The following is a 24,524-nucleotide window of genomic DNA, read 5'->3' as shown; positions in this document are numbered from 1 at the left end:
CGGAAGTCGAGCTGTAAAATATGTGAGAAACCCATCAATTTACTAATACGACTTGGATAGTCTTAACAGAAAATTGAAATTACGCGATTGCCGCTTATGCTCTAATTACCGCACAAAAAACATGTAGATGAGGCACTCATGAAGAAACTATTACTACTTGCTGCAGTATTATTACCATTCGCATCCGCTCATGCAGAAATCACAGTAAAAGGTGACGATTTTGAGTTGAGCAAAGATTGTGTTCGCCTAAGCGGTGACAATATTTCCGTCAAATCCGACGATTGCTCTTCTAAAAACTGGGATGATAAAGACAAAAAAGGAAACGCTAGCGTGCATGGCGATGACAACCCAGGTAAAGGGCATAACAAAGATAAAAAAGACAAGAAGAAATAAACACTTCTGTTCGAAAAAAGGCTTGCGCGATGCAAGCCTTTTTAATGTTCAGCGTTTCAATCACTTAGTAGAAGGTACGACCTTCACCCGCTCTAGTCAGCAGTCCGTCGCATGGCGCATAACGATCGCCATATTTCGATGCAAATTCGTTCATTTTCTCAACCAGTTCTTTCAAACCGAATTGATCCATATAACGGAATGGCCCGCCAAGGAATGGAGGGAAGCCAATACCAAAAATCGCACCAATATCGCCATCGCGCGGAGAGCGAATAATACCGTCGTCCAAGCATCGTACTGCTTCATTAAGCATTGGCAGTACACAGCGCAACGCAATATCGTTATCGCTGAGCTTCGATTCTGGCGTCAGTTTGAGTAGCTTGTAGATGGATTTATCGACTTCTTTCTTCTTACCTTTGTAAGTGTAGAAACCTTTCCCGCTCTTGCGTCCTTTGCGACCGTCATTCAATAAGATATCGAATACATCAGGACCTTTGAATCGCTCGCCCAACTCATTGACCAGAATCGGCATGATCTTCGCGCCAATATCAACACCAACTTCATCAAGTAACGTGATTGGCCCAACAGGGAAGCCGAAATCCAACAGCGCACCATCTAACTTCTCAATCGGCTCATTTGCCAGCAAGATATGCGCAGCTTCATTCATGTAAGGCGCAAGAATGCGGTTTACGTAAAAGCCAGCTTTGTCCTTCACAACGATTGGGGTTTTACCCTGCTTCTTAGCCAATGCGACAACTGTCGAAATGGTTTCATCAGACGTTGTTTCATGCGGAATCACTTCCACCAGCGGCATTTTTTCTACTGGGCTAAAGTAATGTAAACCGACGATGTTTTCTGGTCGCTCTGCCTTTTCTGCAATCTTGTGGATTGGTAACGAAGACGTGTTCGTAGCAAAAATAGTTTCAGATTTTGCGTTTGCTTCAATGTCCGCAACCATCTGTTGTTTTAGATCCAAGTCTTCGAAAACCGCTTCGATCACAACATCAATGTGGTTGTAACTTGTAAAGTCTACGCCACCTGACAGTTGCAACATCTTCGCCTGTAAATCGGCTTTCGACAGGATGCGACGTTTGCGCTGCTTCTCAAACAACTTGTAGTTGTAGTTAAGTGCATTCAACACACCGTCATTGCTCACATCTTTGATTCGAACAGGCACTTTTGCTTTTGCTACCGTTACATGACTGATCCCAGCGCCCATTAAGCCGCCACCAAGAACACCCACTTTTTTCACCGCTGCAGGCTGTGCATCCGTGCCGTGTTCCTTCTTCATTTCAGTAGTCGCGAAGAAGATAGAGCGCAATGCCTTCGATTCGGAGCTCATCACAAGCTCACCAAATCGTTTCGCTTCTAGCTCTTGCCCTTGTGCAAAGCCTTTTTCCAGACCATGTTGAATCACTTCAAGAATCGCGACCGTTGCTGGATAGTTGCCACGGGTCTTCTGGTTGGTTTTCTTCGCAGCTTGTTCGAAAACAAGCTTACGACCTAACCCACTGCCCGACATCAACTTCTCTTTCGTCGATTGCTTTTTCTTGCCCTTGTTCTTGCCTTTGTCGATAAACTGTTTTGCTACGTCGAGCAAAATGGTGTCAGGGACACACGCGTCCACAACGCCCAGTTTTTTGGCTTTCTTCGCGCGAAGCTGTTTACCCGTCAGGATCAAGTCCAATGACGGTAACAGACCAATCAAACGTGGCAAACGCTGAGTACCGCCAGAACCCGGTAATAGACCGAGTTGAACTTCTGGTAAGCCTAAGCGTGTCTTATCGGAATCCGTACAAACACGGTAATCACATGCAAGCGCAAGTTCTAAACCGCCACCCAAACATGGGCCGTGAATAGCCGCAACCACAGGGTAAGGTAAGTCAGACAGTTGTTGGAACAACTCTTGACCTTGTTTTGCCAATGCTTGTGCTTCATTCGCTGTGGTACATGCCTCCAACATACGAACATCGGCACCTGCCACAAAATTGTCCGGTTTTAAGGAGTGAATGATCATCCCTTTGATGCCACTGGAGTCTTTTAGCTGAGCAAAAATTTCTTTCATTTCATCAGCAAAAGCTGCCTGTAGCGTGTTCATCTTTTCATTCGGTACGTCGATCGCTAACCATGCAATGTTCTGCTCATCAACGTTAAGACTAAATGCTTTTTGCTCGCTCATTACTCAACCTCCAGAATCATTGCCGCGCCAAGACCACCCGCAGCACAAGCGGTATTCAATGCAATACCACCACCACGACGTTTCAGTTCACGTAGAGTTTGCGTCATCATACGCGCACCCGTCGCCGCGAATGGGTGACCGTAAGCAATTGAGCCACCGAGCACATTGAATTTATCCATGTCGATTTCACCGATCGCTTTCGAACGACCTAGGTTTTCTTGAGCAAACTTATCTGAGGCAAACATTTTCACGTTTGCCAATGCTTGAGCAGCAAACGCTTCATGCATATCGATCAGAGTCAGATCCGACAGTTCCAAGCCTGTGTTTTCGAGCACTTTCGCAGTCGCGTAAGTCGGTCCCATCAGCATGTCTTTTTCCACACCAATCGCTGAGAATGCGTAGCCACGGATGTAGCCAAGAATTTCCATGCCCAACTCTTTCGCTTTACCTTCGCGCATCAGCATCACTGCCGCGCCGCCATCAGTCAGCGGCGTACTGTTTGCTGCGGTAACACTGCCGTACTGGCGGTCAAATGCAGGACGTAACTTTGCATAGCCCTCTAACGTCGAGTCGTGACGAACGTTGTTGTCTTCAGAAATCCACTTTTTGTAAGGTTCAGGAAAAGCGGTCATCACCTCACCTTGGATTTTGCCTTCTTTCCAAGCTTGGGATGCCAATGTATGAGAGCGATGAGCTAGCGCATCTTGTGCTGCGCGTGAGATACCGTGCGTCTTCGCCATTTGCTCTGCCGTTTGTCCCATCGACAACCCCGTCGAGTATTCCGCGACGGCTGGCGGAACAGGCATGAGATCTTTAAAACTCAGACTCTTGAGAATATTGAGCTTCTGACCCAATGTTTTGGTTTTGCTTAGAGCCAACAGGTTAGCAGCAAGTTTTTTGGACACACCGATAGGAAGTACAGAAGATGAATCCGCACCACCAGCGATACCAATTTCAATGGTGCCAGCCATGATGCTCTCTGCTACGTTTACCGCCGCTTGGAAGCTCGTCGCACAAGCACGCGTCACGCTGTAAGCGTCGGTATGGATGTTCATCCCCGTGCCCAATACGATTTCTCGTGCTATGTTTGGTGCTTCAGGCATTTGAACCACTTGTCCAAACACCACTTGTTCAATTAATTTCGGATCAATATCTGTTCGAGCAAGCATTTCGCTTACTACCATTTTCCCTAAATCGACCGCTGGCACTTGGCTAAATTCCGTGCTTTGACGAGCAAAGGGAGTTCGAAGCCCCGCGACAATAGCAACACGCTCACCATTGCGTGTTTTTACTTCCTGCTTGCCCATTGTTTCTCCTTAAATACAAGAGGTCTGACCTAATACATTGTAATCAATTTGTTAAATTTATCAAACGTGCGTTTAAATAAACGTGAAGCAAGTAGATCAATTGCTCTAGTTCATTGATTATATTGAATAACTATAGAAGCTAAAAACGGCAGAAAGTGTGTGGCAGGTAAAATTGAAGCAAAAAAAAAACCACACATAACTGTGTGGTCGGAATATCTATAAAACAATTAACTTACGCCAATTGAAAATTAATCAGTTTCCTGATTAGGAGAAAGTAAAGTCAGCCTTCAAAAGGAAGTGTCATCTTGCTCAACATGTTAGTCACAAGGACTAACGAGATGACAAGATGTACTATAACCCCTTCACTGCTTGAGATTTTGAAATAGATCAATTTTATGGTGATTTTACGATCTTTGAACGCATCTAAATGCCTCATCTATTCAAGTCCATTCACAAGCTTGCTACTCAAAATACGTATCAGATACATAAATCCAATGCATTTAACCAAGTCATTGATAACTAAATGATGATATTGTTAACAAGCAAAACTGCATCACTAAAGATAATATCGGTTATTTGTGTATACACTTTTATATACCGACTTAGCTTGTAACGAATGGATTTATCACTCGATACTGGCTTAGATTGGCTTAGCAATAAGTGATGGATTAGAAGTAAAGTCATGCTCAAAACGTATAAGAAATACACAGAGCGAGGATGGAGGCTCCTGTGGCCATATTAAAAATGTTTGGAAAGAAAAATTCCAACAGTCCGGTCAACTCTGATATGGACAAACAAAGAAAATATGAAGCGCTCGTCCGGGGCTATCACCGCGATTTGTACCGCTATGCATACTGGTTGTGTAAGGACAAAGCAATTGCGGAAGATTTAGTGCAAGAGACCTGCTTACGTGCATGGAAATCTCTCGATAGCCTTCAAGATGAAAAAGCTGCGAAATCTTGGCTTATTACTATATTAAGGCGAGAAAACGCACGTCGCTTCGAACGCAAACAATTTGATTTAGTTGATATCGATGACTACGGCAACGATGCTAAGGTCAGCGACGATCCGCATCATCAACAAGAATGGCTTCAAGCACAGATTATGAGGTTGGATGTGGAATATCGTGAACCTCTATTTCTTCAGGTTATTGGCGGTTTCAGTGGAGAAGAAATCGGCGACATTCTTGATTTAAATAAGAACACCGTCATGACTCGACTTTTCCGAGCTCGAAATCAACTTAAAGAGATGTTGGATTCTCAAGATACTAAGAGAGGACAAAAAAATGGATGATTTAGAATTTCGTCGTCGTATTTTGTCGGATCCAAAACAGAAGGATGAAGAGATTCTGCAAGCGTTGGCCGCTAGCGATGCCAACAGTAAGTTTGTTGATGACGTTTTGGATCTCGACGCGAAAATTAAGCAGGCCATGAATGTGGATGTGCCAGAGGATCTTGCGGATAAAATCTTGTTTAGCCAAACCTCTAGCGCACTTGACGAAAAAGTCGTCAAACCCAACTTTGTCCGCAAAGCCATGGCGCTTGCAGCTTCTGTTGCCTTTACCGCAGGTTTACTGGTGGGGCAAATCAACTGGGGTAACATTCTGGTGCCTCCTGCGCAAGCCAGTCTCGCAGATACAGCTATTAAACATGTCATTCATGAAGAGTCGTTTGTACGCCATTTAGATGAAAACGTGCCGAGTTCCCAGATCAATGCGAAGATGTCGCCATTTCATTATCAGTTTAGTGACAACTTCCCTTACCACGTTTACTACCTAAACCACTGTGGATTTGGTGAAGCTAATGCTTTACACATGGTTTTTCAGGGTGTAAAGGGCAAAGTAACGCTCTTTATTACGGGAATTTCTAGCCAACAAACGGCAGATTTTGAAAAGGATGGTATGACAGGTATCGTCCAACCCGTTGGTTCAACCAGCATGATTTTAGTCGGCGAACAAGGTGAAGACATTGACGCTATCGCCACTAAACTGGCGCCTATGCTAAAACCAATGTAACAACTTCACCAACTTTAGCTTAGAAACATTGAAATGCCGTCAAATACTCTCATTTGGCGGCATTTTTGTATTAATCGCTCACAAAACACTCACCACGCCGATTGCATTTAGAGCTTAAACTCTAAATTATGCAATTTAAGCGCAATTTCCCGTCTTTTAGACATCATTTCCGCAATTTTTATTCAATTTTATCTAATGGTCGGATTTGTCTAGCCCACTCTTGATACTACTATCTGCGCCACTGAGCAAAAGCTCAATTTATCGTCCAGAGAGACGAATCTAATAAGGAAAAACAAATGACTCAGAATACGCGTCTGTTTAAAAAGACTCTCCTAGCAGTAACGGTAGCTTTTGCCTCAGGTCAATCGATGGCAGCAGGTTTCCAAATTAACGCTCAATCAGCAACTGGCATCGGCCGTGCATTTGCTGGTGATGCAGTAATCGCCGATAACGCGTCAGTAATGGCTCGTAACCCAGCGGCTATGGCTCTGTTTGATAAAATGGAGCTGTCACTTGGTTTTGAAAGCATTACTTCAATGATTGAAGTGAAAGATGCGAAGTATTGTGATGCAAAATGCCAAGTAGCACCAACATTGTTCAAGCCTGTTGACTCTAACTATGACGACGCTGGCGATACTTCTATTGCACCGAACATTCATCTAATCGTTCCTGTAAATGACAAGTTTGCATGGGGCGTAAATGCGTACTCCAACTTCGGCACTAAAACAGAGTTCGACAACAGCTTTGCAGCAAAAGAATACGGCGGCCTCACTGACGTTAAAAGTGCAAACTTTGGCCTTGCAGGCTCTTACCGCTTAAATGAACAATGGAGCTTTGGTGCCGGTTTAGACCTAATCTACGGTCAAGGCACTATGAAGCGTGAACATGCTTTGTTAGGCACTCTCGTTGACGTTGATGAAGCAGATGGTTGGGCAGTCGGCTTTAATGTTGGTACTGTGTTTGAACTAGACGAAAACAACCGCTTTGGACTTGCATACCGCCACAGCCCAGAAATGGAAGCGAAAGACAACAAAGGTCAAAAAATCAAGCTACCTCTACCAGATATGGCTGAGTTTTCTGGCTACCACAAAATCCAAGACACTAAATTTGCCGTACACTACAGTATTCAATACATCGGCTGGGAAACCTTCGATCAAATTGAATTCACTAATCTAAGTGGTTCACCGTTGGGCTCATCCTACGATAAGCAGTACCAATGGCAAGATGGTTGGCACTACTCGATCGGCGGTACTTACTACCTAAACAACAATTGGACTCTACGTGCTGGCTACATGTACGACACCAGTGCTCAAGCTGACTTAACGTCTGTTTCTGTTCCAGATTCAGATCGTCAGTGGCTATCTACTGGTTTCACATACCATATCGACAGCAAATCTAATGTTGACTTTGGTTTTACATACTTAATGGGTAAAGATGTTGATGTAAATGAGTCTACACCAAACTCAATGTACGACCCAACAAACCCTCAAAGCCCTAAGAATATTTCGAGCTTGTCAGCAACGACACGCGCAGACGCTATCCTGTTTGGCTTACAATACAGCCGTAGCTTCTAAGAAAATTCCTTATATTTAATGTAAGTAAACTCTATATAAAAGGCTGGATTTCCAGCCTTTTTTCTTATCTAACACTTATCGTCCGCTCAATTTGAGTGAACACGTGTATCTAAAAATCACAATTAGACCTCACAGGTGTTCGCTGAGTTTTTTTCATTCTACTATCATGGTTAGATTATAAAACCATAAACAAACAACAAATTAGAACAAAACACCAAATACATTCATGTTACGGATTTTCATTTCTAAAGTAATAACTCTACCTTTAGACTTTTGCCCCACGTTATAATTAATTCAGCGAACATTAGAATGAAAACCAACAAGACTTTCCTATCAACAGCAGTAGCACTTAGCCTACTTGGCACTTCAGGCATGGCAAATGCAGCAGGCTTCCAATTAGCTGAATATTCTGCAACAGGTCTAGGTCGTGCTTACGCTGGTGAAGCAGCAATGGCTGACAACGCAAGTTCTCAATGGCGTAACCCAGCAATGCTGACTTACCTAGAGGGCACTCAGGTGTCTGTTGGTGCCATCTATGTAAACCCTAACATTGATGTTGATGGCACATCGACATTCGTAAATGGCCCTAATAAAGCAAGCTCACACGACTTTGCTCACGATGCTGTCATCCCTAACTTCTACCTGTCACATCAGTACAATGACAAATTTGCTATTGGCTTTGCCCTTGGCACTAACTACGGTATGGAAACAGACCTAGGAAAAGATTTTGCCGCAGCTAACTTTGGCAACCAAGCTAGCGTATTCTCAATGGAAGCCAACCTAAATGCAGCATACAAGCTAAACGAACAGCTTAGTGTCGGTGGCGGTATCCGCTACGTCATGGCAGATGGCAGCTTCGGCGCAGTTATGCCACCGCAGATGGGTGACAAGCTAGCAGGAACCACTCTTAAATACATGGAAGGCGACGATACGACATGGGGCTGGCAAGTAGGCACTGCATGGCAAATCAACGCTAATAACCGTATTGGTTTTGCTTACAAATCTGAAGTAAATCTAACGCTAGAAGGCTATGCGAAAGGTCTTGGTTTCAACCCAGCAGATCCAAATGCTCATAAAAATGGCTCGATGGACCTAGCTCTGCCTGCAACAGCGGAACTAGCAAGCTACCATCAGTTGAATGAACAATTAGCGATTCATGCGAGCATCAACTGGACTAATTGGAGTAGTTTTAAAGAGCTAGTAGCAGACTTCCCAGGTGAAGCATCAAATTTGATCAAAGAAGAAAACTGGGAAGATAACTACCGCTTCGCTGTAGGTACTACTTACAAACTCGACCAAAAATGGACGCTACGCTCAGGTGTCGCTTACGATACTTCTGCTGTTAATGATGAAAACCGTACAGCTACTATCCCTGAAACGGATCGTCTATGGTTAAGTATTGGAGCTGGTTACGAATGGTCTAAGAATCTAACGCTAGACGCTGGCTTTACCTATATTTTTGCGAAAGATGCTTCAATGTATGAAGGTCGCACTGATGGCATGCCACCAATGAAAGATCCTGCTACATTTGGTGGAGAATTCTCTGGTGAAGTAACAGGTAACGTTTGGCTAATCGGTGTTCAAGCGAACTACCGTTTCTAATTACTCGTTAAAAAATCGAGAGACAAAAAAGGCTTAGCACTTGCTAAGCCTTTTTTATTGCGTTCATTTTATTTGAAACATCAACGATTAGAATTCATCTAGATATTCGTCTAACAACGCTTCTTCTTCCGGATTCACTTCTTCTACCGTGTCGATTTCTGCTTTAAAGTTTTGACGCTGAATGTAGACATCTCGAGTCAGTACATAAGGATCTGGAGAACTATCAAGCTGTGCTTCTTGCGGAACAAGCAACGCTCGTTTTTCCAAACCTTCTAATGCCCACTTCCCTAAACCAGCCCAAATATTCAAGTAAGATAATGGGAGATACATACCATCGACGGTATCTGTCACTTCTCGCAAAGTATAAGGACCATAACCAGGTATCATAAAGTATGGGCCATTCCCTACGCCATAATGACCAACAGCACTGCTGAACTCTTTATTGTCGTACTTGGTGATACCCGCCGCAGTTGCGATGTCAAATACACCGAGAATACCGAACGTAGAGTTAATCCAAAAACGGTTAAAGTGATCCACCGCTTTGCTACCGTTACCCATCAAAAGGTTGTTCACCATGCTTGATGGTTCATCAAGGTTTGACAAGAAGTTGGCGATACCGGAACGAATAGGCACAGGTGTGTATTCAACGTACGCGATCGACACAGGACGAACCAAATACGGATCTAAGTACTCGTAGTTGATTTCCCACATCGTGCGGTTAAAGCCTTCTAACGGATCATACACATCAGAAGTCGTTTGATTTGTCTCTCCTTCACTTGTTACTGCCTCCTCAGGCGCACTCGAACAGCCAACAAGACCAAGTGCTAACAGTAACATTAGGTAGGATTTACCCTTGTTATACATTCTATGTTCCATAACGACTATTAATATACTTAAGCAACCTCATTTAAAAATGTATGACCAACGCCAAAAAGCAAATGCAGGAACAACCAACAAGCTCAATGTTAGCGATAAATACATTTTAAAAGTCACTTGAGTATATAAACAAAGGCCAGCAAATGCTGGCCTTGGTCATTTTACTTGATAGTTTAGAGTCATACCACTAAATGGGCCCGACATTGACTAAGTGTCATATATCAGAGACAACAACTAACTATTGATACTGTTTATCAATGGTCACTGCAACCGGTTGACCGAATTCAACCACATCGCTTTCGCCATGCCAATCTTGGTCGCGCGTTGCAACGTTGCCATCAGAATCAGCACGTACACGCACGATAAGTTTTTCTAACGATGATAGTTTTTGCCCTTGCATCATCGCGTTACCGTCATCTAGCACCACTGTTCGTGGGAACGAACCAAGTGGATAGCGAGCGGCTGCAACCGGCATTGGTGAACCATCAGCACGATGAATTGAGACAATTAATACCGCGTTAGGATCAAGTTGTGCTTCAGGTGCGACATTAATCGTTACTGCCACGCTTTTATCCGGAGAAACCACTTCACCCATTTGTTTGCGTGCATGGTCGATACTGCGTGAAAGGCTTTCGTAACGGCTATCGTCAGGACCGATCATCTGCTGCATAATGCCCCAGTATTTAATTGCTGCTGGGTAATCTTTACGTTCAAATGCATCAAATGCGAGCAATGAGAAAACGCGTAAATCCACGTAATCTTGTTGCATGAGCTTACCAAGTAAAGAACGAGCCGTTGCTTGGTCCATCTCGTCTTGAGAAAGCATTAACGCCTGAGCGTAACCTAACATGACGTCAGGATCTTTTGGCTCAAGAGCATACGACTTTTTCATAGAATCGATGGCTGTCGTCACATCGCGGTTCGCTAATGCAATACGACCGAGTAGCAACCAACCGGTTGAATCTTCTGGTTGATAATGCAGGCGCGTGCGCAGTGCCAACGTTAAATCAGCCATTTCATCATCGCTCAGAGGTTCAGAAGACGACGACATCAGCTTCTTAGAAAGCTCTGGCAAGTTAGACGTAACCTCTTGCCATTTCACAACATCTTGAGATGCGCCAAACTTGTAATAAAGCCCGTAACTTAACGCAACCGTAAGAATCACAGAAGGAATAAGCACTGCCATCGGCGAGACTTTGGTTTCCTGACTCATTTTCTGTGCAGGAATATCATCCAAAAGTGACTGCTTAAGATCAGAAATCAGATCTTCTTGACTCTCGACAAGACCTTCTTCTGTTTCTTCTTGAAGCTCAGAAAGACGATCTTTATAAAAAGCTTTGTTCAACTCATCACGTAAGATGTCGTCGTTGTTTGCTTTCTGCTTCAGAAGAGGCAGCGCAACTAACGCACAAGCAATCAACGTAAGAATAACGGTGGAAATCCAAAATAGAGTCATTACTTATTATCTCCGTTATTCTCTTCTTCAAGCAGTGCTTTTAAACGCGCTTCTTTTTGCTCGTCCCATTTCTCGTCGTTGTTTGCCGTGACTTTTGCTTTTGACTTTCGGCTACGGAGCACGATCAAACCAAAACCGCCCAAAACCACAGCCAGTGGACCAAGCCATAAAATCGCTGTCGACATAGTGAATGGCGGATTGTAAGTCACGAAGTTGCCGTAGCGCGCGATCATGTAATCGACGATCTCTTCTTTTGACTTGCCCTCTTTCGTCATTTCGTAGACCTTGTGGCGCAAGTCTTGAGCAAGTTCGGCATTCGAATCAGAGATGGTGTTGTTCTGACATTTAGGGCAGCGCAATGTGTGTCCTAGCTCTTTGAACTGTTGCTCCTGCTCTAAGTTGTCAAACTCATACACTTCAATTGCAGCATGTGCCGCCAACGAGAATGTTAGGGCTGCAAACACTGCTAAAATCACTTTTCTCATTGCTTCGCCTCCTCAACCAGCTGGTTGTACATTGGTGCTAACGTGTCAGCCCAATTTCGAGGGTTAACATCACCTACATGACGGTAACGAATGACACCATTCGCATCGATAATGAAGGTTTCCGGTGCGCCGTACACACCAAGATCCAGACCCAACATACCGCTGCCATCGAACAGACTAATTAGGTATGGGTTACCTAAATCGTTCAACCAACCGATCGCTTTGTTTCGATCATCTTTGTAGTTCATACCGATGATCTTCACGCCTTTACCAGCAAGTTCGTTGAGATATTTATGCTCTGCGTAGCAAGTAGGACACCATGTAGCCCACACATTTAACAGCAGAGGCTCACCTTTAAAAATCGACTGATCGTACTGTTTACCCGGTTCGGCCAAGTCTTCTAAGTGAAACTTAGGAACAGGTTTGCCAACTAAAACAGATTCCAGCTTTGTTGGGTCGTCCCCATCTTGGTTACGAACCAACTGTGTTGCGAAGATCCCCGCCAGAACTAAGAAAGCAACCAACGGGATAAACAAGATTTTCTTATTCATTTTATGCTACCTGCTCGTTTGACTTTGCGTTCTTTTTCGATGACTTACGGAAGCGGTAACGCTTATCAGAAATCGCTAGTGCGCCGCCTAATGCCATGATCAAAGAGCCAGCCCAGATCCAACGTACGAACGGTTTGTAGTAAATGCGCACCGCCCAAGAACGGTTGTCTTCCAAACGCTCCCCCATCGCGATGTATAGGTCACGAGTGATTCCACGATCAATGGCCGCTTCTGTCATCATCGACTTCGCGGTGCGGTAGAAACGCTTCTCGGCATGAAGTGTATTGATGTACTTACCATCGTGTGTGATTTCGAAATCAGCGATGTAACCATCGTAGTTCGGACCGTCTTTATCACGAAGACCCGAGAAGTAGAAATCATAACCTTCGATTTGGAAGTGTTCACCTGGCGCTAAACGCACATCACGCTCAATGCTGTAGTTTTGTACCATAGCGATACCAATGATCGTCACAGCAAGACCGATATGACCAAACATCATCGCCCAGTGGCTACGTTGAAGCTTACGAACACCTTCAGCAAAACTGTGACGGTGCGTCGCACGCTCATGCAATTCGAACGCATGCATTGCCACGATCCAAATCGACATAACCCAGCCGATGTACGCCATCACTGAGAAGAAATCAGCAAATAGGAATACACAAACCGCCGCCAACGCCAGAGACACAGTGCCCGACACAAGCATAGGCTTCACAATCGAAGATAACTGGTCACGCTTCCAACGGATAAGAGGACCGATACCTAGCAAGAAGGCAAACGGCATCATCAGCCATGCGAATAGCATATCGAAGAATGGGGCACCGATAGAAACCGAGCCCAAACCGAGCTGCTTGTGAACTAATGGCAACAGCGTACCAACTAAAACAACCACAAGAGCTGCAATTAGCAAGACGTTATTGGCAAGAAGTGCATTTTCGCGCGACACTAAATCAAAGTTACCACGAACACGTACCGCCGCACCTTTCACCGCGAATAGCAGTAAAGAACCACCGATAACGAAGACAAGGAAACCAAGGATAAACATACCGCGAGAAGGATCGGACGCGAACGCGTGTACTGACACCAAAATGCCCGAACGAACTAAAAAAGTACCTAACAAACTCAACGAGAATGCAGAGATCGCTAGTAATACTGTCCAAGCTTTAAATGTACCGCGTTTTTCCGTTACTGCTAGCGAGTGCATAAGTGCAGTACCTGCTAGCCAAGGCATAAAGGATGCGTTTTCTACTGGATCCCAGAACCACCAGCCGCCCCAGCCTAGTTCGTAATAAGCCCACCAAGAACCTAGTGCGATACCCAGAGTTAGGAATACCCAAGCCGCCGTTGTCCAAGGACGAGACCAGCGCGCCCATGCTGTATCAAGACGACCAGTCATTAAAGAAGCAATCGCGAACGAAAACGCAACAGAGAAACCGACGTAACCCATGTACAGCATTGGTGGATGCACAATCAGCCCTGGGTCTTGCAGAAGCGGGTTCAAATCTCGACCATCAACAGGGAAGAACGGTAACGTACGTAGGAATGGGTTTGACGTTAAGATAATAAACAGTAGGAAACCTACTGAGATCATACCCATTACGGCAAGTACACGTGCAACCGACTCTTGTGGCATACCGCGGCTGAATGTAGCAACCGCGACGGTCCAACCTGCTTGGATAAGCACCCAAAGCAATAGGGAACCTTCGTGTGCACCCCATACCGCTGTCAAACGGTAGTACCAAGGCAGTTGGCTGTTTGAGTTACTTGCTACGTATTGCAGAGTGAAGTCGTTAGTATAAAAACCCCAACACAAAATCACGAACGAGAAAAACAGCATGATGAACATCGACCAAGACAGCGGTCGAGCGGTATTCATCAGCATCGTATTATTGTTTGATGCGCCCCATAGCGGCAGTACAGAAAGCAGCACCGCCATCGCTAAAGATAAAATGAGGGCAAAATGGCCGATTTCAGCAATCATTCGCCGCTTCCTTGTTTTTGTTCACTGCTGTATTGCAATGGTTCATGCGTTTTCTTCATGGCTTCTGCAATTTCAGGTGGCATGTATTCTTCGTCGTGCTTAGCGAGAACTTCAAACGCTTCAACTGTCGTTGCGTCTTTTAGAACACCTTGCGCAACGATGCCCTGCCCTTCACGGAACAAATCAGGAAGAATACCTTCGTAAGTGATCGTTACTTTTGGACCCACATCATGCAGATCAAAGCTCACTTTAAGAGAGTTAGGATCACGACGAACCGAGCCTACAACTACCATACCACCAATACGAAGACGCTGACCAACCTCAGGTTTAGTACCATCTGGCTTACCGTTGACCAGTTCAGTCGGCGTGTAGAAAAGGTCCATATTTTGGTTAAGCGCATATAGCATCAAACCGATGGTGGCACTGATACCGATAAAGATCGCCAGAACAATACCTAGCCTCTTTTTACGTCTCGGGTTCATAAGGTGTTCTCCATATTCTTCGCTGCGTCAATACGCGCTTGACGGTCAATTTTCGCTTTCACTTCTTTCATTAATGCATCACCGCGACGTAGACTGGTGATTAGAAGGATAAGCATTGATAAAAAAGTAATGCCGAACGCGCTCCATACGTATGACGCATAGCCACCCATGGCAAAAAAGTCGCTCAGAGATTCAAAGTGCATCGTTAATTACCTCACTGAGTTTTGTCTGTTGCGAGATCGCGAACCCAAGGGCGATGACTTTCTTTACTGATGATTTCGTTACGGAAACGCACCATAGTCACAGCACCAAAGAAGAACGCAAAACCAAAGATGTTCAGCAACAGTGGCCAAAGCATGTCGGATGAAATTGAAGGTTGTTCGAATTTCGTAATTGTTGCGCCTTGGTGAAGCGTGTTCCACCACTCAACAGAGAAGTGGATGATTGGCAGGTTCACTACGCCAACAATCGCCAAAATACCCGCTGCTTTTGCTGCCGTTTTTTGGTCATCAAACGCGTGGTAAAGTGCTATCACACCAAGGTAAAGGAATAGAAGAATAAGTTCAGAAGTAAGACGAGCATCCCATACCCACCAAGTGCCCCACATCGGTTTGCCCCAAACGGCACCGGTCAGAAGAGCAATAAAGGTGAATACTGCGCCGATCGGTGCCATCGCAAGAGCGGCCATATCTGATAAGCGAACTTGCCAAACCAAACCGATAAAGGCAGCAATCGCCATCGACATGTACACGCCCATAGACCAAATAGCAGATGGAACATGAATATAAATAATTCGGAAACTGTCACCTTGTTGGTAATCAGAAGGCGCAAACGCCAGTCCCCAAACGGTACCTACCGCTAGGCATACGAGGGCCAATACAGAAAACCAAGGTAAGAACTTACCACTCAAACGGTAAGCTGCTTCTGGCTTGGCATAAGGATGTAGCCATTTCCACATGTTTAGTTCTCACTCTTACTTCAGGGACACTGTCTAAGGGGTTGAGACCGTAGCAGTGCTTTAATAATAATTCTTTGATCAAGCGTCGTGTTAATGACACTTTATTGAGTTAGTTAACACTAACTCGCAACGCGGCGCTGATTGCAAATGGCGTGAGAGTTATCGCGCCCATTAGCATTGCACCTAAAATCGCCAATTGACCGTTATACGCCATACCTAACGCAGCAGCATCAATCGCCGATGTTGCGAAAATCAGAATTGGGATATAGAGCGGAAGAATAAGCAAACTCAAAAGAACGCCGCCCTTTTGTAACCCAACTGTCAGCGCCACACCAATAGCACCGATAAAACTCAGTGTCGGGGTGCCAATCATTAATGTGAGCACCACAGACAACCAAGTGTTGAAATCCAGAGAAAGTAATACTGCCAATAGCGGGCTGATCAAAATCAGCGGTAATCCCGTTAGCACCCAATGAGCTATGACCTTAGATATCACCACAAGTTGCAAGGGAATTGGCATGAGCATCATTTGCTCTAACGCACCATCTTGAAAATCATCACGAAATAGACGTTCTAATGATAATAATGCCGATAGCAATGCGGCAACCCAAACAATGCCCGCTGCAATACGTGCTAACAAATTAGGTTCAGGCCCAATACTCAATGGAAACAAAGTAATAACAATAATAAAGAACCAAAGCGGGTTCAAAATGTCGGCTTGGCGACGAAATGCAATCAAGAGTTCGCGGCGAATAATAGTTGTCATGGCCGAAATCATATCAATCACCCAATTTTATTTTTCTAAGTTTAGGGCTGTCAGCAAACATATCTTGGTGCGTCGTTAACATCACAATGCCACCGTTATCGGCATGCTGAGCAAACAGAGCTTCAAGCACTTTGACACCTTGTTTGTCGATTGCTGTTAGTGGTTCATCCAAAATCCACAAAATCTGCTTACTTAGCCAAAGTCTAGCCAAAGCAACGCGACGCTGCTGACCCGCAGAAAGTTGTGCTACAGGCACATCTTCTCGCCCCGCAAGCCCCACTTGGGTTAAAGCAGTAAAGATTTCTTCATCGGAAGTGCTGTTATTTTGAATAGATTGGTAAAAACGTAAGTTTTCAAATGCGGTGAGTTCGCGCTTTACGCCAGTTTGATGGCCGAGAAATAGCAAGTCTTGGTGGAAGACATCACGAGATTTTTCAACCTCTTCACCTTTCCACTTGATCATTCCTTCTTCTCTATCGCCTAACCCTGTAATAATGCGCAGTAGCGTCGTTTTACCTGTGCCATTACGCCCTTCGATCTGGACTAACTCACCAGGCTTAATTTCAAATTGCAGGTTTTCAAACAGGACCCTTTCATCACGGATCGCAGTCAGGTTAGACACTTCTAACATAGGGCTTCAACTTCATAAGGAACGAAGGGCTATATTAACACAGCTTACTTGTGACAAAACAGGATAAGAAAGCAGGGATGTATGTAAGTTCATGTATTTTTGTTAACTTACTGTCACACTTTGATAAAATTAACCATAAGTGGCTATAAGTTTTTATTTTAGATATAAAAAAAGAAGCCGAAGCTTCTTTTTATTCTCTTTATCGTCGACGCCCACGTGGTGGGTAATTCGAATCATCGGAAGGTTGACTGCTTAGTGGCGGGATCTTCTCTTTTCCAGCCAGTTTTTTCTGCAAAGAGAGCATCAACTCTGCTTCTGCTTTTGGCAGTTCACACTCTTCGATTAGCTCGTTGATATCAGCCCCTAACTGCACCATTTTGGTTGCTCTACTGTATAAGCGACCATCAGTATCAGCGTGTTCTAGTTCGCGAATTCGCTCATTAAGATGTTGGATGATATCTTGCTGCTCAGTTACTTTTTGGCCAAGGCCAACTACAACCGAACGTACCTCTAGTAGCTGTTTGTTCAGCTTCTGCACTTCTTTATCCGCGTGTCGTGCCTGCGCTCGCTGTTGGTCCATTTGCTTTTGCAAACTAGCACGAATGCGCAGCTGCAACACAACCAACACCAATACAATAAACGCAACGCCACCCGCGAGGAATGGTACAGATAAAAAAGTCTCTTCAGCCATCGTCATTCAGCCAATTATAGGTGAGCCATCTCGTCCCATTCGTCGTCAGTTAGCAGCTTGTTCAAATCAACAAGGATCAGAAGCTTACCGTCACGGTTGCTTACACCTTGGATGAATTTCGCGCTTTCGTCTGTACCTACAGAAGGCGTAGTGTCGATCTCAGAAGAACGTAGGTAAACCACCTCAGCAACGCTATCTACCAAGATGCCGATAACTTGACGTTCTGATTCGATCACGATGATACGTGTGTTATCAGTTACTTCGCCTTCCATCAAACCGAAGCGTGAACGTGTATCGATAACCGTTACAACGTTACCACGTAGGTTGATGATACCTAGTACGTAATCTGGCGCACCTGGAACTGGAGCAATTTCAGTGTAACGAAGAACTTCACGAACTTGCATTACATTGATGCCGTACGTTTCTTCTTCTAGTTGGAACGTCACCCACTGAAGAACTTCGTCATTCGATGTATCTTTCTTCACTTCTACTTCAAAAGCTTGAGACATAGTTAATCCTCGTTAATGTCGTTCCCGACTTAAATCTAATTCAGTGATTTTACATCTAAACCGGCGTTTAGCATGTCTATAAGTGCTTGGACATGAATTAAAGCACACATTTTTTCTTTCACCATGCCCGCTAGCCAAGGGCGTTTACCCGCTTGTTCTCGCCAACGAACATTGTCGCCATTTAGGGTTTCAGTACCCAATAGTTGGTTACTGGCCAAACCCCACATGCTTTCACCAAGCATGACAACGTATTGGTAGTTATCTTTGTATTCATCCCCACGGAGTTTGTCTGCCATCACCCACTTTGCAGTGTCGACGACATCAAACTGCTGTTCGCGGTTCGTCTGTAAACCTAAGTACCAGGCTGGTCGACCAATAAGGTGGTTGAGCTCGGTAATGCGATGAATGCCACCCAATTCATCGAGCGGTACGGCAAATGTCACTTCGTTGACATCAAAGTAAAGCACTTGAAAATCTTCACTTCTTTGCGTGCCTTCCCACGTATTTGGGAGCGCAGGACTCGCCTCGGTTTCCAGTTGCGTTTCGGTTTGCTGCTCTATCGCGATGTCTTGTTCTATCTCAGGAACAACTTCTACCGCTTCGACTTGAGCTACCTCAGTTTGAATTACTTCAGAAACAGGCTCTTCTATCACCCATTCTTGAATTTCTTCAACCACTTCTATTGGTGACTCAAGAGCTACTTCAACGTCTGGTTGTATCGACCTTGCGTGAATCGCAATGTCGATGGTGTTCTGTTCCAAAATGTCGTCAATATCTAACTCGTCCACGACATTGGTCGATTCGAGTTGACTCAATAACCTTTGAACGTCTTCTAAATTCGGCGCTTCCAGTTGCGGTGCGTAGTTTTCGCGAAACTGGTAAGAGTCTGACTCTGCGTATTGCATCTGGAGCTCTGGCTCTGGCTCTGGCTCTGGCTCTGGCTCTGGCTCTGGCTCTGGCTCTGGCTCTGGCTCTGGCTCTGGCTCTGGCTCTGGCTCTGGCTCTGCAGAGGATAGCTCCTGAGCGAGCAAGTCAAGCTCATGTTCGAGATCAGTCACCTCAACTTCTTCACCGAGTAATGCGCTGAAGTAATCATCAAGCGCCTGCTCGCTGGAAAGTACGCTGTTACTGCTCATCGAACGCTAACCTCTCCAAGTAAATCAATAGCTGTTTGTACGCAAACACACCACGGCTACCGGATGCAAAGTGCGACGCTGGTAAGTGTTTCAAACTTGCGTCTCGGAACTTGGTATCAATCGGTACTGCGGAAGTCCACACTTGGTTCGGGTAGTCCTTTTTCAGTTGCGTCAAAGTCTGCAACGAAGCGCGAGTTCGCTTGTCGTACATGGTTGGTACGATGGTGACTTTGAACCCATCTGGACGTGATTTCTGCATGATCGTCAACGTACGAATCATACGTTCCAAGCCTTTCATCGCGAGGAACTCAGTCTGTACTGGGATCAAGATACGATCACTCGCCGCGAGTGCATTAACCATCATCACACCAAGGATTGGTGGACAATCGATCAACACGTAGTCGTAATCTTGCGAAACCGCTTGAAGTGCGCGCTTCAAAATCAACCCCATGCCACTGCGGTTACCCATTACGCGGTCTAGCGTAGCCAATGACATGTGCGCAGGAATGATGTCCATTCCTTCCAACTCGGTTTCTAAGATCAACGGCTTAACCGTATCGCGAGTGAACGTCTTTAGCTGAAACAGATCAAACAAGCTTGATGACACGGTATCTGAGTCGTAACCAAGATAAGTCGTCAGTGACGCATGAGGATCGGTGTCGACCATCAATACACGATGACCTTTCTGGCTCAACAAACCTGCTAGTGTCACTGTTGATGTGGTTTTACCTACCCCACCTTTTTGGTTAGCTACACTCCAAACGATCATGATTTATCCTACGCTAAACCCACTTCCACCATCATGCGTTCTGCAATTCGGTCAAGAGGTAAATCTTCAGAAGAAATGCCCGCTTTAGCAACAGCTTGAGGCATACCGTAAACCACACAGCTTTCTTCGTCTTGTGCCCAAATGGTTGAACCTGCCGATTTCAGCATACGTGCACCTTCTCGGCCATCTGCACCCATTCCGGTGAGCACCATAGAAAGCACTTTGTCGCCGTAAACTTTCGCCGCCGAGCCAAAGGTCACATCCACACACGGTTTGTAGTTCATGCGATCACCGCCATCAATGATGCGAAGGCGAGCAGCACCTGCACGACCATCAATCATCATTTGCTTGCCGCCTGGCGCTAGGTAAGCCACGCCAGCTTGTAACACATCACCGTCTTGTGCTTCTTTCACTTGGATCTTACACAACGTGTTCAATCGACTTGCAAATGCCGCCGTAAATGTCGCAGGCATATGCTGAATCAGCACGATTGGATGTGGGTAGTTCATCGGCAGACGAGTAAGAATTTTTTGCAAAGCAACTGGGCCGCCAGTGGATGTGCCAATCGCAGTTAACTGGTATTTCTTACCCGATGCGCGGAACTTGGTTGCTGCCGGTCGAGCCGGAGCCGATGCGGCAGGCGCAGCGGCTCTTGAAGCCAGTGGGCGCGCAGCACTAGTTGCAGCAGCTGGACGCGCTACAGGACGGCGCATGAAAGCACGCTTGGAGGCAATTTGAATGACACGTTGCTGAAGCAGCGAAACTGCTTCATCGCGGTTACGGGCAATATCTTCAAACTTCTTCGGTAAGAAGTCCAGAGCACCAGCGTCCAACGCATCAAGAGTTGCTTTCGCCCCATCATGAGTCAGGGACGAAAACATCAGAATTGGCGTTGGAGATGCGGCCATGATTTCACGCACAGCCGTAATGCCATCCATAACTGGCATTTCAATATCCATGGTGATGACATCCGGCTTGAGAGCTTTGGCTTTTTCGACCGCTTCTCTACCATTTACCGCAACGTCAATCACTTCTAGGCGCGATTCTGAGTTGATGATTTCGCTTACGCGACGACGGAAAAAACTCGAATCATCAACGACTAGTACTTTAATCGCCATTTTGTTCCTTTTCTTTACGTCAGCTTAGATGCGCGAAGCTGCTGCGTATTGCTTCAATAGATCTGGCACATCAAGAATCAATGCAATGTGACCATCACTGGTAATCGTCGCACCAGCCATACCAGGTGTACCTTGCAATAAGTTATCTAATGGCTTGATAACCACTTCTTCTTGGCCGATAAGCGTGTCGACGACAAAACCAACGCGTTGGCTGCCGATCTGCACAATCACAACATGACCATGACCGATGCGTTGCTCCACGCGAGGAGACTTAGACGCCAACCAGTTTTGTAGGTAGAACAGTGGAATAGACTTATCGCGAACGATGATGGTTAACTGACCATCTACCACGTTGGTGCGGCTTAAATCTAAGTGGAAAATCTCGTTTACTGACGCAAGTGGTAGTGCAAACGGATGACCGCCAACACCCACCATTAAGGTCGGCAAAATCGCAAGAGTCAGTGGCACTTTAATGGTGATCTTCGTGCCCTTGCCTAGCTCTGAATCGATGTCGATAGAGCCGTTTAGGGTGTTGATCGCCGTCTTAACTACGTCCATACCCACACCGCGGCCTGAAATATCAGAGATCTTCTCTTTACTTGAGAAGCCAGGGGCGAAGATAAGGTTGAAACACTCTTTATCCGATAAACGCGCTGCTGCATCTTCGTCCATCATGCCGCGTTTTACCGCAATGCCACGAAGTTTATTAGGATCCATACCGCCACCGTCATCAACGATAGCCAATTCGATATGGTCACCTTCTTGTGAAGCAGATAGGATGACTTTACCAGTGCGCGATTTACCCGCTTTTACGCGGTCTTCTGGCATTTCAATGCCGTGGTCAACCGAGTTGCGTACCAAGTGGATCAATGGATCCGCTAGCGCTTCTACCAGGTTTTTATCGAGATCGGTTTCTTCACCGCGCATTTCCAGCACGATGTCTTTATTTAGGTTACGCGCCAAGTCACGTACAACGCGAGGGAAACGGCCAAATACTTTCTTAATTGGCTGCATGCGCGTTTTCATTACTGCACCTTGAAGGTCTGCAGTAACAACGTCTAGGTTTGCCACAGCTTTCGACATTTCTTCATTGTCGCTGTTCAAACCAAGACTTAATAAGCGGTTACGTACCAACACGAGCTCACCCACCATGTTCATGATGGTATCTAGCGTTGATGTATCAACACGTACCGTCGCTTCTGCTTGTGGCTTTTTCACCGCTGGTGCAGACGCTTTTGACTCCTCTTTCACCGCCACAGGTTTTGCTGCTGGCTTAGGAGCAGAGGCTGGCGTTGAAACCGGAGCAGGCTGCGCAACAGGTGCTGGTTTTGGCGCTTCTGGAGCTAGAGCGGAAGCAGGCTTAGTTGCCATATCAAGCTCTTCAAGCGTTGGGCCTTTGCCCGCACCGTGTAGCTCGTCAAGCAGCTTCTCAAACTCTTCATCTGTCATCAGGTCGCTATCGCCTGAAGCAGCTGAAACCGCAGGAGCAGCAGGTTCTGGTGCTTTAGGCGTCTCTACAGGAGCGGCTGTTGCTGCTGAAGGGCTCTGACCAACACCATGCAATTCATCGAGAAGACGTTCGAATTCGTCATCGGTGATATCGCCATTGTCCAGAACAGGCGCACTTGCTTGAACAGGTGCAGCCGCTGCTGGAGCTGATGTCGATGCGCCTGGTGCAGCACCTTTACCGTGCAGCTCATCAAGAAGCTTTTCAAACTCGTCTTGAGTAATTTCGTCGACAGAACCTATAGAACCCGCCTCTGTTGTGTCGGCTGCAGGGGCAGCTGGCACTTCGTTAGCAGGTTCTGGGATAATTGGTTCTGGAGTAACGATAGGTTCTTCAACCACAGTAGCTACTTCGTCTTCAGACTCAGGCTTACATAGACGGTGCAGTTCATCCAGCAACGCAGGGTCTGCAGCTTCTAACGCTTCTCGATCTTGCACAGCTTGGAACTGGGTATTTACCGTATCCAACGCCTTCAACATGGTATCCATGAGACTTGGCGTTACAGAACGTTGGCCATTTCGCAACACGTCGAACACGTTCTCTGCACCGTGGCAGGTGTCGACCAGTTCTGCTAAGGATAGGAAACCGGCACCACCTTTCACGGTATGGAAACCGCGGAAGATAGCATTAAGTAAGTCTTTGTCTTCTGGATTGTTTTCTAACTCAACCAGCTGCTCAGAAAGCAGCTCTAGGATTTCTCCGGCCTCAATTAGAAAGTCCTGAAGGATATCTTCGTCTAAATCGTAGCTCATACGTTACCTTTAAAATCCAAGACTGGACAACAAGTCATCGACTTCGTCCTGCGATGAAACCGCATCTTCTCTCAGTTCTGGATGAAGAATAGGGCCTTCGGCTTCGCTTGATTGTTTAATCTTTTTATCTGCCGGTTCTGACAAAACTTGAACCTGTTCTGCTGGTTTTTGGCCAGAGAATACGGTGAGGATTTCCACCAAACGGCCTTCTACTTCGTTTACCAGCGTAATTACGCGACGAATAATTTGACCCGTTAAGTCTTGGAAGTCTTGCGCCATAAGAATTTCGGTCAACTGACCGCGCAATTCAGTGCTATCACCTTCGACCTGAACAAGCAGTTTGTCGATACGGTGACACAGAGCTTTGAATTCGCTTAATTCAATGCGCCCGTACATGAGTTCATTCCATTGAGGACGAACTTGTTGAAGGCAATCATGCAGGTTATCGGCGATTGGAAGGCAGCAATCTACTGCATCCATCGTCTTGTTTGCTGCCAGTTCCGTTTTCTCGATCACATAGTGCAGACGATCCCGAGCATTCGGGATTTCATCTTTAGCTATTTCGGTCATGCGTTGATCGAGGTTGAACTGCTTTAGTGAATCATGAAGGTCTCGAGTCAGTGTTCCGATTTCTTGCAAAACCGGATTCTCTGTACCTTCATATAGCGAGGCAACAAGCATGTTCGCTTGATCTTGTTCCCCGTTTTCTAGCATTTGAACGAGCGACTTCGCCTGCTCTAGTGAGATCATTCTGAATAGACCCTTTTACGTTTAGTTCTTCTTATCGCTTCGA

Annotated in this window: 24 protein-coding genes; 5 read left to right on the top strand and 19 right to left on the bottom strand. The window is 45.7% G+C overall.

From position 1 onward, the window contains the following. The first annotated feature begins 138 nt into the window (after positions 1 to 138). Positions 139 to 393 (top strand): hypothetical protein, encoded by a 255-nt coding sequence (locus tag ACYJZR_RS04620; protein ID WP_005457697.1) that lies wholly within the window; start codon positions 139 to 141, stop codon positions 391 to 393. Between the two features lie 64 nt (positions 394 to 457). Here the strand turns inward: ACYJZR_RS04620 and fadJ are convergent, their stop codons facing one another. Together fadJ and fadI are read right to left on the bottom strand one after the other, a co-directional pair. Beyond that, positions 458 to 2,569: a fatty acid oxidation complex subunit alpha FadJ gene (gene fadJ / locus ACYJZR_RS04615; protein WP_005457741.1), complete on the bottom strand. Its 2,112-nt coding sequence runs from the start codon at positions 2,567 to 2,569 to the stop codon at positions 458 to 460. Beyond that, the gene (fadI, locus tag ACYJZR_RS04610) at positions 2,569 to 3,876 is read right to left on the bottom strand and encodes an acetyl-CoA C-acyltransferase FadI (protein ID WP_406966048.1); all 1,308 of its coding nucleotides are present in this window, start codon (positions 3,874 to 3,876) and stop codon (positions 2,569 to 2,571) included. Before fadI ends, fadJ begins: the two co-directional genes overlap by 1 nt. 717 nt (positions 3,877 to 4,593) lie before the next feature. Between fadI and ACYJZR_RS04605 the strand changes: the two genes are divergently transcribed. From ACYJZR_RS04605 to ACYJZR_RS04590, 4 genes are all read left to right on the top strand, one after another. Continuing rightward, a complete protein-coding gene (locus tag ACYJZR_RS04605; protein WP_005479482.1) occupies positions 4,594 to 5,169 on the top strand; it encodes a sigma-70 family RNA polymerase sigma factor in 576 nt (191 codons plus the stop codon). Then, positions 5,162 to 5,890 carry a DUF3379 domain-containing protein gene (locus ACYJZR_RS04600; RefSeq protein WP_025574821.1) on the top strand — a complete coding sequence of 243 codons (729 nt, stop codon included), beginning with the start codon at positions 5,162 to 5,164 and terminating at the stop codon, positions 5,888 to 5,890. The genes ACYJZR_RS04605 and ACYJZR_RS04600 overlap by 8 nt, the downstream gene beginning before the upstream one ends. 296 nt (positions 5,891 to 6,186) lie before the next feature. Continuing rightward, on the top strand, positions 6,187 to 7,464 hold the full coding sequence (locus tag ACYJZR_RS04595; RefSeq protein WP_208893410.1) for an outer membrane protein transport protein: 1,278 nt from the start codon (positions 6,187 to 6,189) through the stop codon (positions 7,462 to 7,464). 309 nt (positions 7,465 to 7,773) lie between these two features. After that, positions 7,774 to 9,066, top strand: coding sequence for an outer membrane protein transport protein (locus ACYJZR_RS04590; protein WP_025506240.1), 1,293 nt, complete (start codon positions 7,774 to 7,776; stop codon positions 9,064 to 9,066). A gap of 87 nt (positions 9,067 to 9,153) precedes the next feature. On the opposite strand, the gene ACYJZR_RS04585 is transcribed toward ACYJZR_RS04590, so the two are convergent. From ACYJZR_RS04585 to ACYJZR_RS04505, 17 genes are all read right to left on the bottom strand, one after another. Further along, entirely contained in the window at positions 9,154 to 9,930 is a 777-nt protein-coding gene (locus ACYJZR_RS04585) for an MlaA family lipoprotein (RefSeq protein ID WP_011106038.1), read from the bottom strand. 250 nt (positions 9,931 to 10,180) lie between these two features. Then, positions 10,181 to 11,398, bottom strand: a complete 1,218-nt coding sequence (gene ccmI, locus ACYJZR_RS04580; RefSeq protein ID WP_005479509.1) for a c-type cytochrome biogenesis protein CcmI — start codon at positions 11,396 to 11,398, stop codon at positions 10,181 to 10,183. Then, positions 11,398 to 11,883: a cytochrome c-type biogenesis protein gene (locus tag ACYJZR_RS04575; RefSeq protein WP_005457737.1), complete on the bottom strand. Its 486-nt coding sequence runs from the start codon at positions 11,881 to 11,883 to the stop codon at positions 11,398 to 11,400. Before ACYJZR_RS04575 ends, ccmI begins: the two co-directional genes overlap by 1 nt. Continuing rightward, a complete protein-coding gene (locus ACYJZR_RS04570) occupies positions 11,880 to 12,434 on the bottom strand; it encodes a DsbE family thiol:disulfide interchange protein (RefSeq protein ID WP_005457723.1) in 555 nt (184 codons plus the stop codon). Before ACYJZR_RS04570 ends, ACYJZR_RS04575 begins: the two co-directional genes overlap by 4 nt. 1 nt (position 12,435) lies before the next feature. After that, positions 12,436 to 14,412, bottom strand: coding sequence for a heme lyase CcmF/NrfE family subunit (locus ACYJZR_RS04565; protein WP_005484508.1), 1,977 nt, complete (start codon positions 14,410 to 14,412; stop codon positions 12,436 to 12,438). After that, positions 14,409 to 14,894, bottom strand: a complete 486-nt coding sequence (gene ccmE / locus ACYJZR_RS04560; protein WP_005457727.1) for a cytochrome c maturation protein CcmE — start codon at positions 14,892 to 14,894, stop codon at positions 14,409 to 14,411. The genes ACYJZR_RS04565 and ccmE overlap by 4 nt, the downstream gene beginning before the upstream one ends. Continuing rightward, positions 14,891 to 15,097 carry a heme exporter protein CcmD gene (gene ccmD / locus ACYJZR_RS04555; RefSeq protein ID WP_005457743.1) on the bottom strand — a complete coding sequence of 69 codons (207 nt, stop codon included), beginning with the start codon at positions 15,095 to 15,097 and terminating at the stop codon, positions 14,891 to 14,893. The genes ccmE and ccmD overlap by 4 nt, the downstream gene beginning before the upstream one ends. An 11-nt stretch (positions 15,098 to 15,108) precedes the next feature. Further along, positions 15,109 to 15,852 (bottom strand): heme ABC transporter permease, encoded by a 744-nt coding sequence (locus ACYJZR_RS04550; RefSeq protein WP_005457654.1) that lies wholly within the window; start codon positions 15,850 to 15,852, stop codon positions 15,109 to 15,111. Between the two features lie 109 nt (positions 15,853 to 15,961). Next, positions 15,962 to 16,630, bottom strand: coding sequence for a heme exporter protein CcmB (gene ccmB / locus ACYJZR_RS04545; protein ID WP_005457672.1), 669 nt, complete (start codon positions 16,628 to 16,630; stop codon positions 15,962 to 15,964). Between the two features lies 1 nt (position 16,631). Continuing rightward, positions 16,632 to 17,249 (bottom strand): cytochrome c biogenesis heme-transporting ATPase CcmA, encoded by a 618-nt coding sequence (gene ccmA / locus ACYJZR_RS04540; protein ID WP_005457758.1) that lies wholly within the window; start codon positions 17,247 to 17,249, stop codon positions 16,632 to 16,634. Positions 17,250 to 17,448: 199 nt separating this feature from the next. Then, on the bottom strand, positions 17,449 to 17,940 hold the full coding sequence (locus ACYJZR_RS04535) for a DUF2802 domain-containing protein (protein WP_005479536.1): 492 nt from the start codon (positions 17,938 to 17,940) through the stop codon (positions 17,449 to 17,451). A 14-nt stretch (positions 17,941 to 17,954) separates the two neighbouring features. After that, the gene (locus ACYJZR_RS04530) at positions 17,955 to 18,449 is read right to left on the bottom strand and encodes a chemotaxis protein CheW (RefSeq protein ID WP_005438733.1); all 495 of its coding nucleotides are present in this window, start codon (positions 18,447 to 18,449) and stop codon (positions 17,955 to 17,957) included. A gap of 35 nt (positions 18,450 to 18,484) precedes the next feature. After that, positions 18,485 to 19,585 (bottom strand): chemotaxis protein CheW, encoded by a 1,101-nt coding sequence (locus ACYJZR_RS04525; RefSeq protein WP_461715843.1) that lies wholly within the window; start codon positions 19,583 to 19,585, stop codon positions 18,485 to 18,487. Continuing rightward, complete coding sequence (locus ACYJZR_RS04520) at positions 19,575 to 20,354, bottom strand: ParA family protein (protein ID WP_005479466.1); 780 nt, start codon at positions 20,352 to 20,354, stop codon at positions 19,575 to 19,577. Before ACYJZR_RS04520 ends, ACYJZR_RS04525 begins: the two co-directional genes overlap by 11 nt. Positions 20,355 to 20,362: 8 nt before the next feature. Next, positions 20,363 to 21,472, bottom strand: coding sequence for a protein-glutamate methylesterase/protein-glutamine glutaminase (locus ACYJZR_RS04515; protein WP_140391458.1), 1,110 nt, complete (start codon positions 21,470 to 21,472; stop codon positions 20,363 to 20,365). Between the two features lie 24 nt (positions 21,473 to 21,496). Further along, positions 21,497 to 23,731, bottom strand: a complete 2,235-nt coding sequence (locus ACYJZR_RS04510; RefSeq protein WP_053315876.1) for a chemotaxis protein CheA — start codon at positions 23,729 to 23,731, stop codon at positions 21,497 to 21,499. Positions 23,732 to 23,740: 9 nt separating this feature from the next. Further along, complete coding sequence (locus tag ACYJZR_RS04505) at positions 23,741 to 24,481, bottom strand: protein phosphatase CheZ (RefSeq protein ID WP_005457755.1); 741 nt, start codon at positions 24,479 to 24,481, stop codon at positions 23,741 to 23,743. Between the last annotated feature and the right edge of the window lie 43 nt (positions 24,482 to 24,524).

The organism is Vibrio sp. RC2502 (genome assembly GCF_054850435.1).
This window is presented reverse-complemented; position numbering and strand designations above follow the sequence as displayed.

Coding starts and splice junctions, on each gene's coding strand:
- ACYJZR_RS04575 (WP_005457737.1), bottom strand. CDS start 11,883: ATGAGAAAAGTGATTTTAGCAGTGTTTGCAGCCCTAACATTCTCGTTG.
- fadI (WP_406966048.1), bottom strand. CDS start 3,876: ATGGGCAAGCAGGAAGTAAAAACACGCAATGGTGAGCGTGTTGCTATT.
- ACYJZR_RS04595 (WP_208893410.1), top strand. CDS start 6,187: ATGACTCAGAATACGCGTCTGTTTAAAAAGACTCTCCTAGCAGTAACG.
- ccmI (WP_005479509.1), bottom strand. CDS start 11,398: ATGACTCTATTTTGGATTTCCACCGTTATTCTTACGTTGATTGCTTGT.
- ACYJZR_RS04535 (WP_005479536.1), bottom strand. CDS start 17,940: ATGGCTGAAGAGACTTTTTTATCTGTACCATTCCTCGCGGGTGGCGTT.
- ccmB (WP_005457672.1), bottom strand. CDS start 16,630: ATGATTTCGGCCATGACAACTATTATTCGCCGCGAACTCTTGATTGCA.
- ACYJZR_RS04525 (WP_461715843.1), bottom strand. CDS start 19,585: ATGAGCAGTAACAGCGTACTTTCCAGCGAGCAGGCGCTTGATGATTAC.
- ccmA (WP_005457758.1), bottom strand. CDS start 17,249: ATGTTAGAAGTGTCTAACCTGACTGCGATCCGTGATGAAAGGGTCCTG.
- ACYJZR_RS04600 (WP_025574821.1), top strand. CDS start 5,162: ATGGATGATTTAGAATTTCGTCGTCGTATTTTGTCGGATCCAAAACAG.
- ACYJZR_RS04620 (WP_005457697.1), top strand. CDS start 139: ATGAAGAAACTATTACTACTTGCTGCAGTATTATTACCATTCGCATCC.
- ccmD (WP_005457743.1), bottom strand. CDS start 15,097: ATGCACTTTGAATCTCTGAGCGACTTTTTTGCCATGGGTGGCTATGCG.
- ACYJZR_RS04520 (WP_005479466.1), bottom strand. CDS start 20,354: ATGATCGTTTGGAGTGTAGCTAACCAAAAAGGTGGGGTAGGTAAAACC.
- ACYJZR_RS04530 (WP_005438733.1), bottom strand. CDS start 18,449: ATGTCTCAAGCTTTTGAAGTAGAAGTGAAGAAAGATACATCGAATGAC.
- ACYJZR_RS04590 (WP_025506240.1), top strand. CDS start 7,774: ATGAAAACCAACAAGACTTTCCTATCAACAGCAGTAGCACTTAGCCTA.
- ccmE (WP_005457727.1), bottom strand. CDS start 14,894: ATGAACCCGAGACGTAAAAAGAGGCTAGGTATTGTTCTGGCGATCTTT.
- ACYJZR_RS04585 (WP_011106038.1), bottom strand. CDS start 9,930: ATGTATAACAAGGGTAAATCCTACCTAATGTTACTGTTAGCACTTGGT.
- fadJ (WP_005457741.1), bottom strand. CDS start 2,569: ATGAGCGAGCAAAAAGCATTTAGTCTTAACGTTGATGAGCAGAACATT.
- ACYJZR_RS04605 (WP_005479482.1), top strand. CDS start 4,594: ATGGAGGCTCCTGTGGCCATATTAAAAATGTTTGGAAAGAAAAATTCC.
- ACYJZR_RS04565 (WP_005484508.1), bottom strand. CDS start 14,412: ATGATTGCTGAAATCGGCCATTTTGCCCTCATTTTATCTTTAGCGATG.
- ACYJZR_RS04515 (WP_140391458.1), bottom strand. CDS start 21,472: ATGGCGATTAAAGTACTAGTCGTTGATGATTCGAGTTTTTTCCGTCGT.
- ACYJZR_RS04570 (WP_005457723.1), bottom strand. CDS start 12,434: ATGAATAAGAAAATCTTGTTTATCCCGTTGGTTGCTTTCTTAGTTCTG.
- ACYJZR_RS04510 (WP_053315876.1), bottom strand. CDS start 23,731: ATGAGCTACGATTTAGACGAAGATATCCTTCAGGACTTTCTAATTGAG.
- ACYJZR_RS04550 (WP_005457654.1), bottom strand. CDS start 15,852: ATGTGGAAATGGCTACATCCTTATGCCAAGCCAGAAGCAGCTTACCGT.
- ACYJZR_RS04505 (WP_005457755.1), bottom strand. CDS start 24,481: ATGATCTCACTAGAGCAGGCGAAGTCGCTCGTTCAAATGCTAGAAAAC.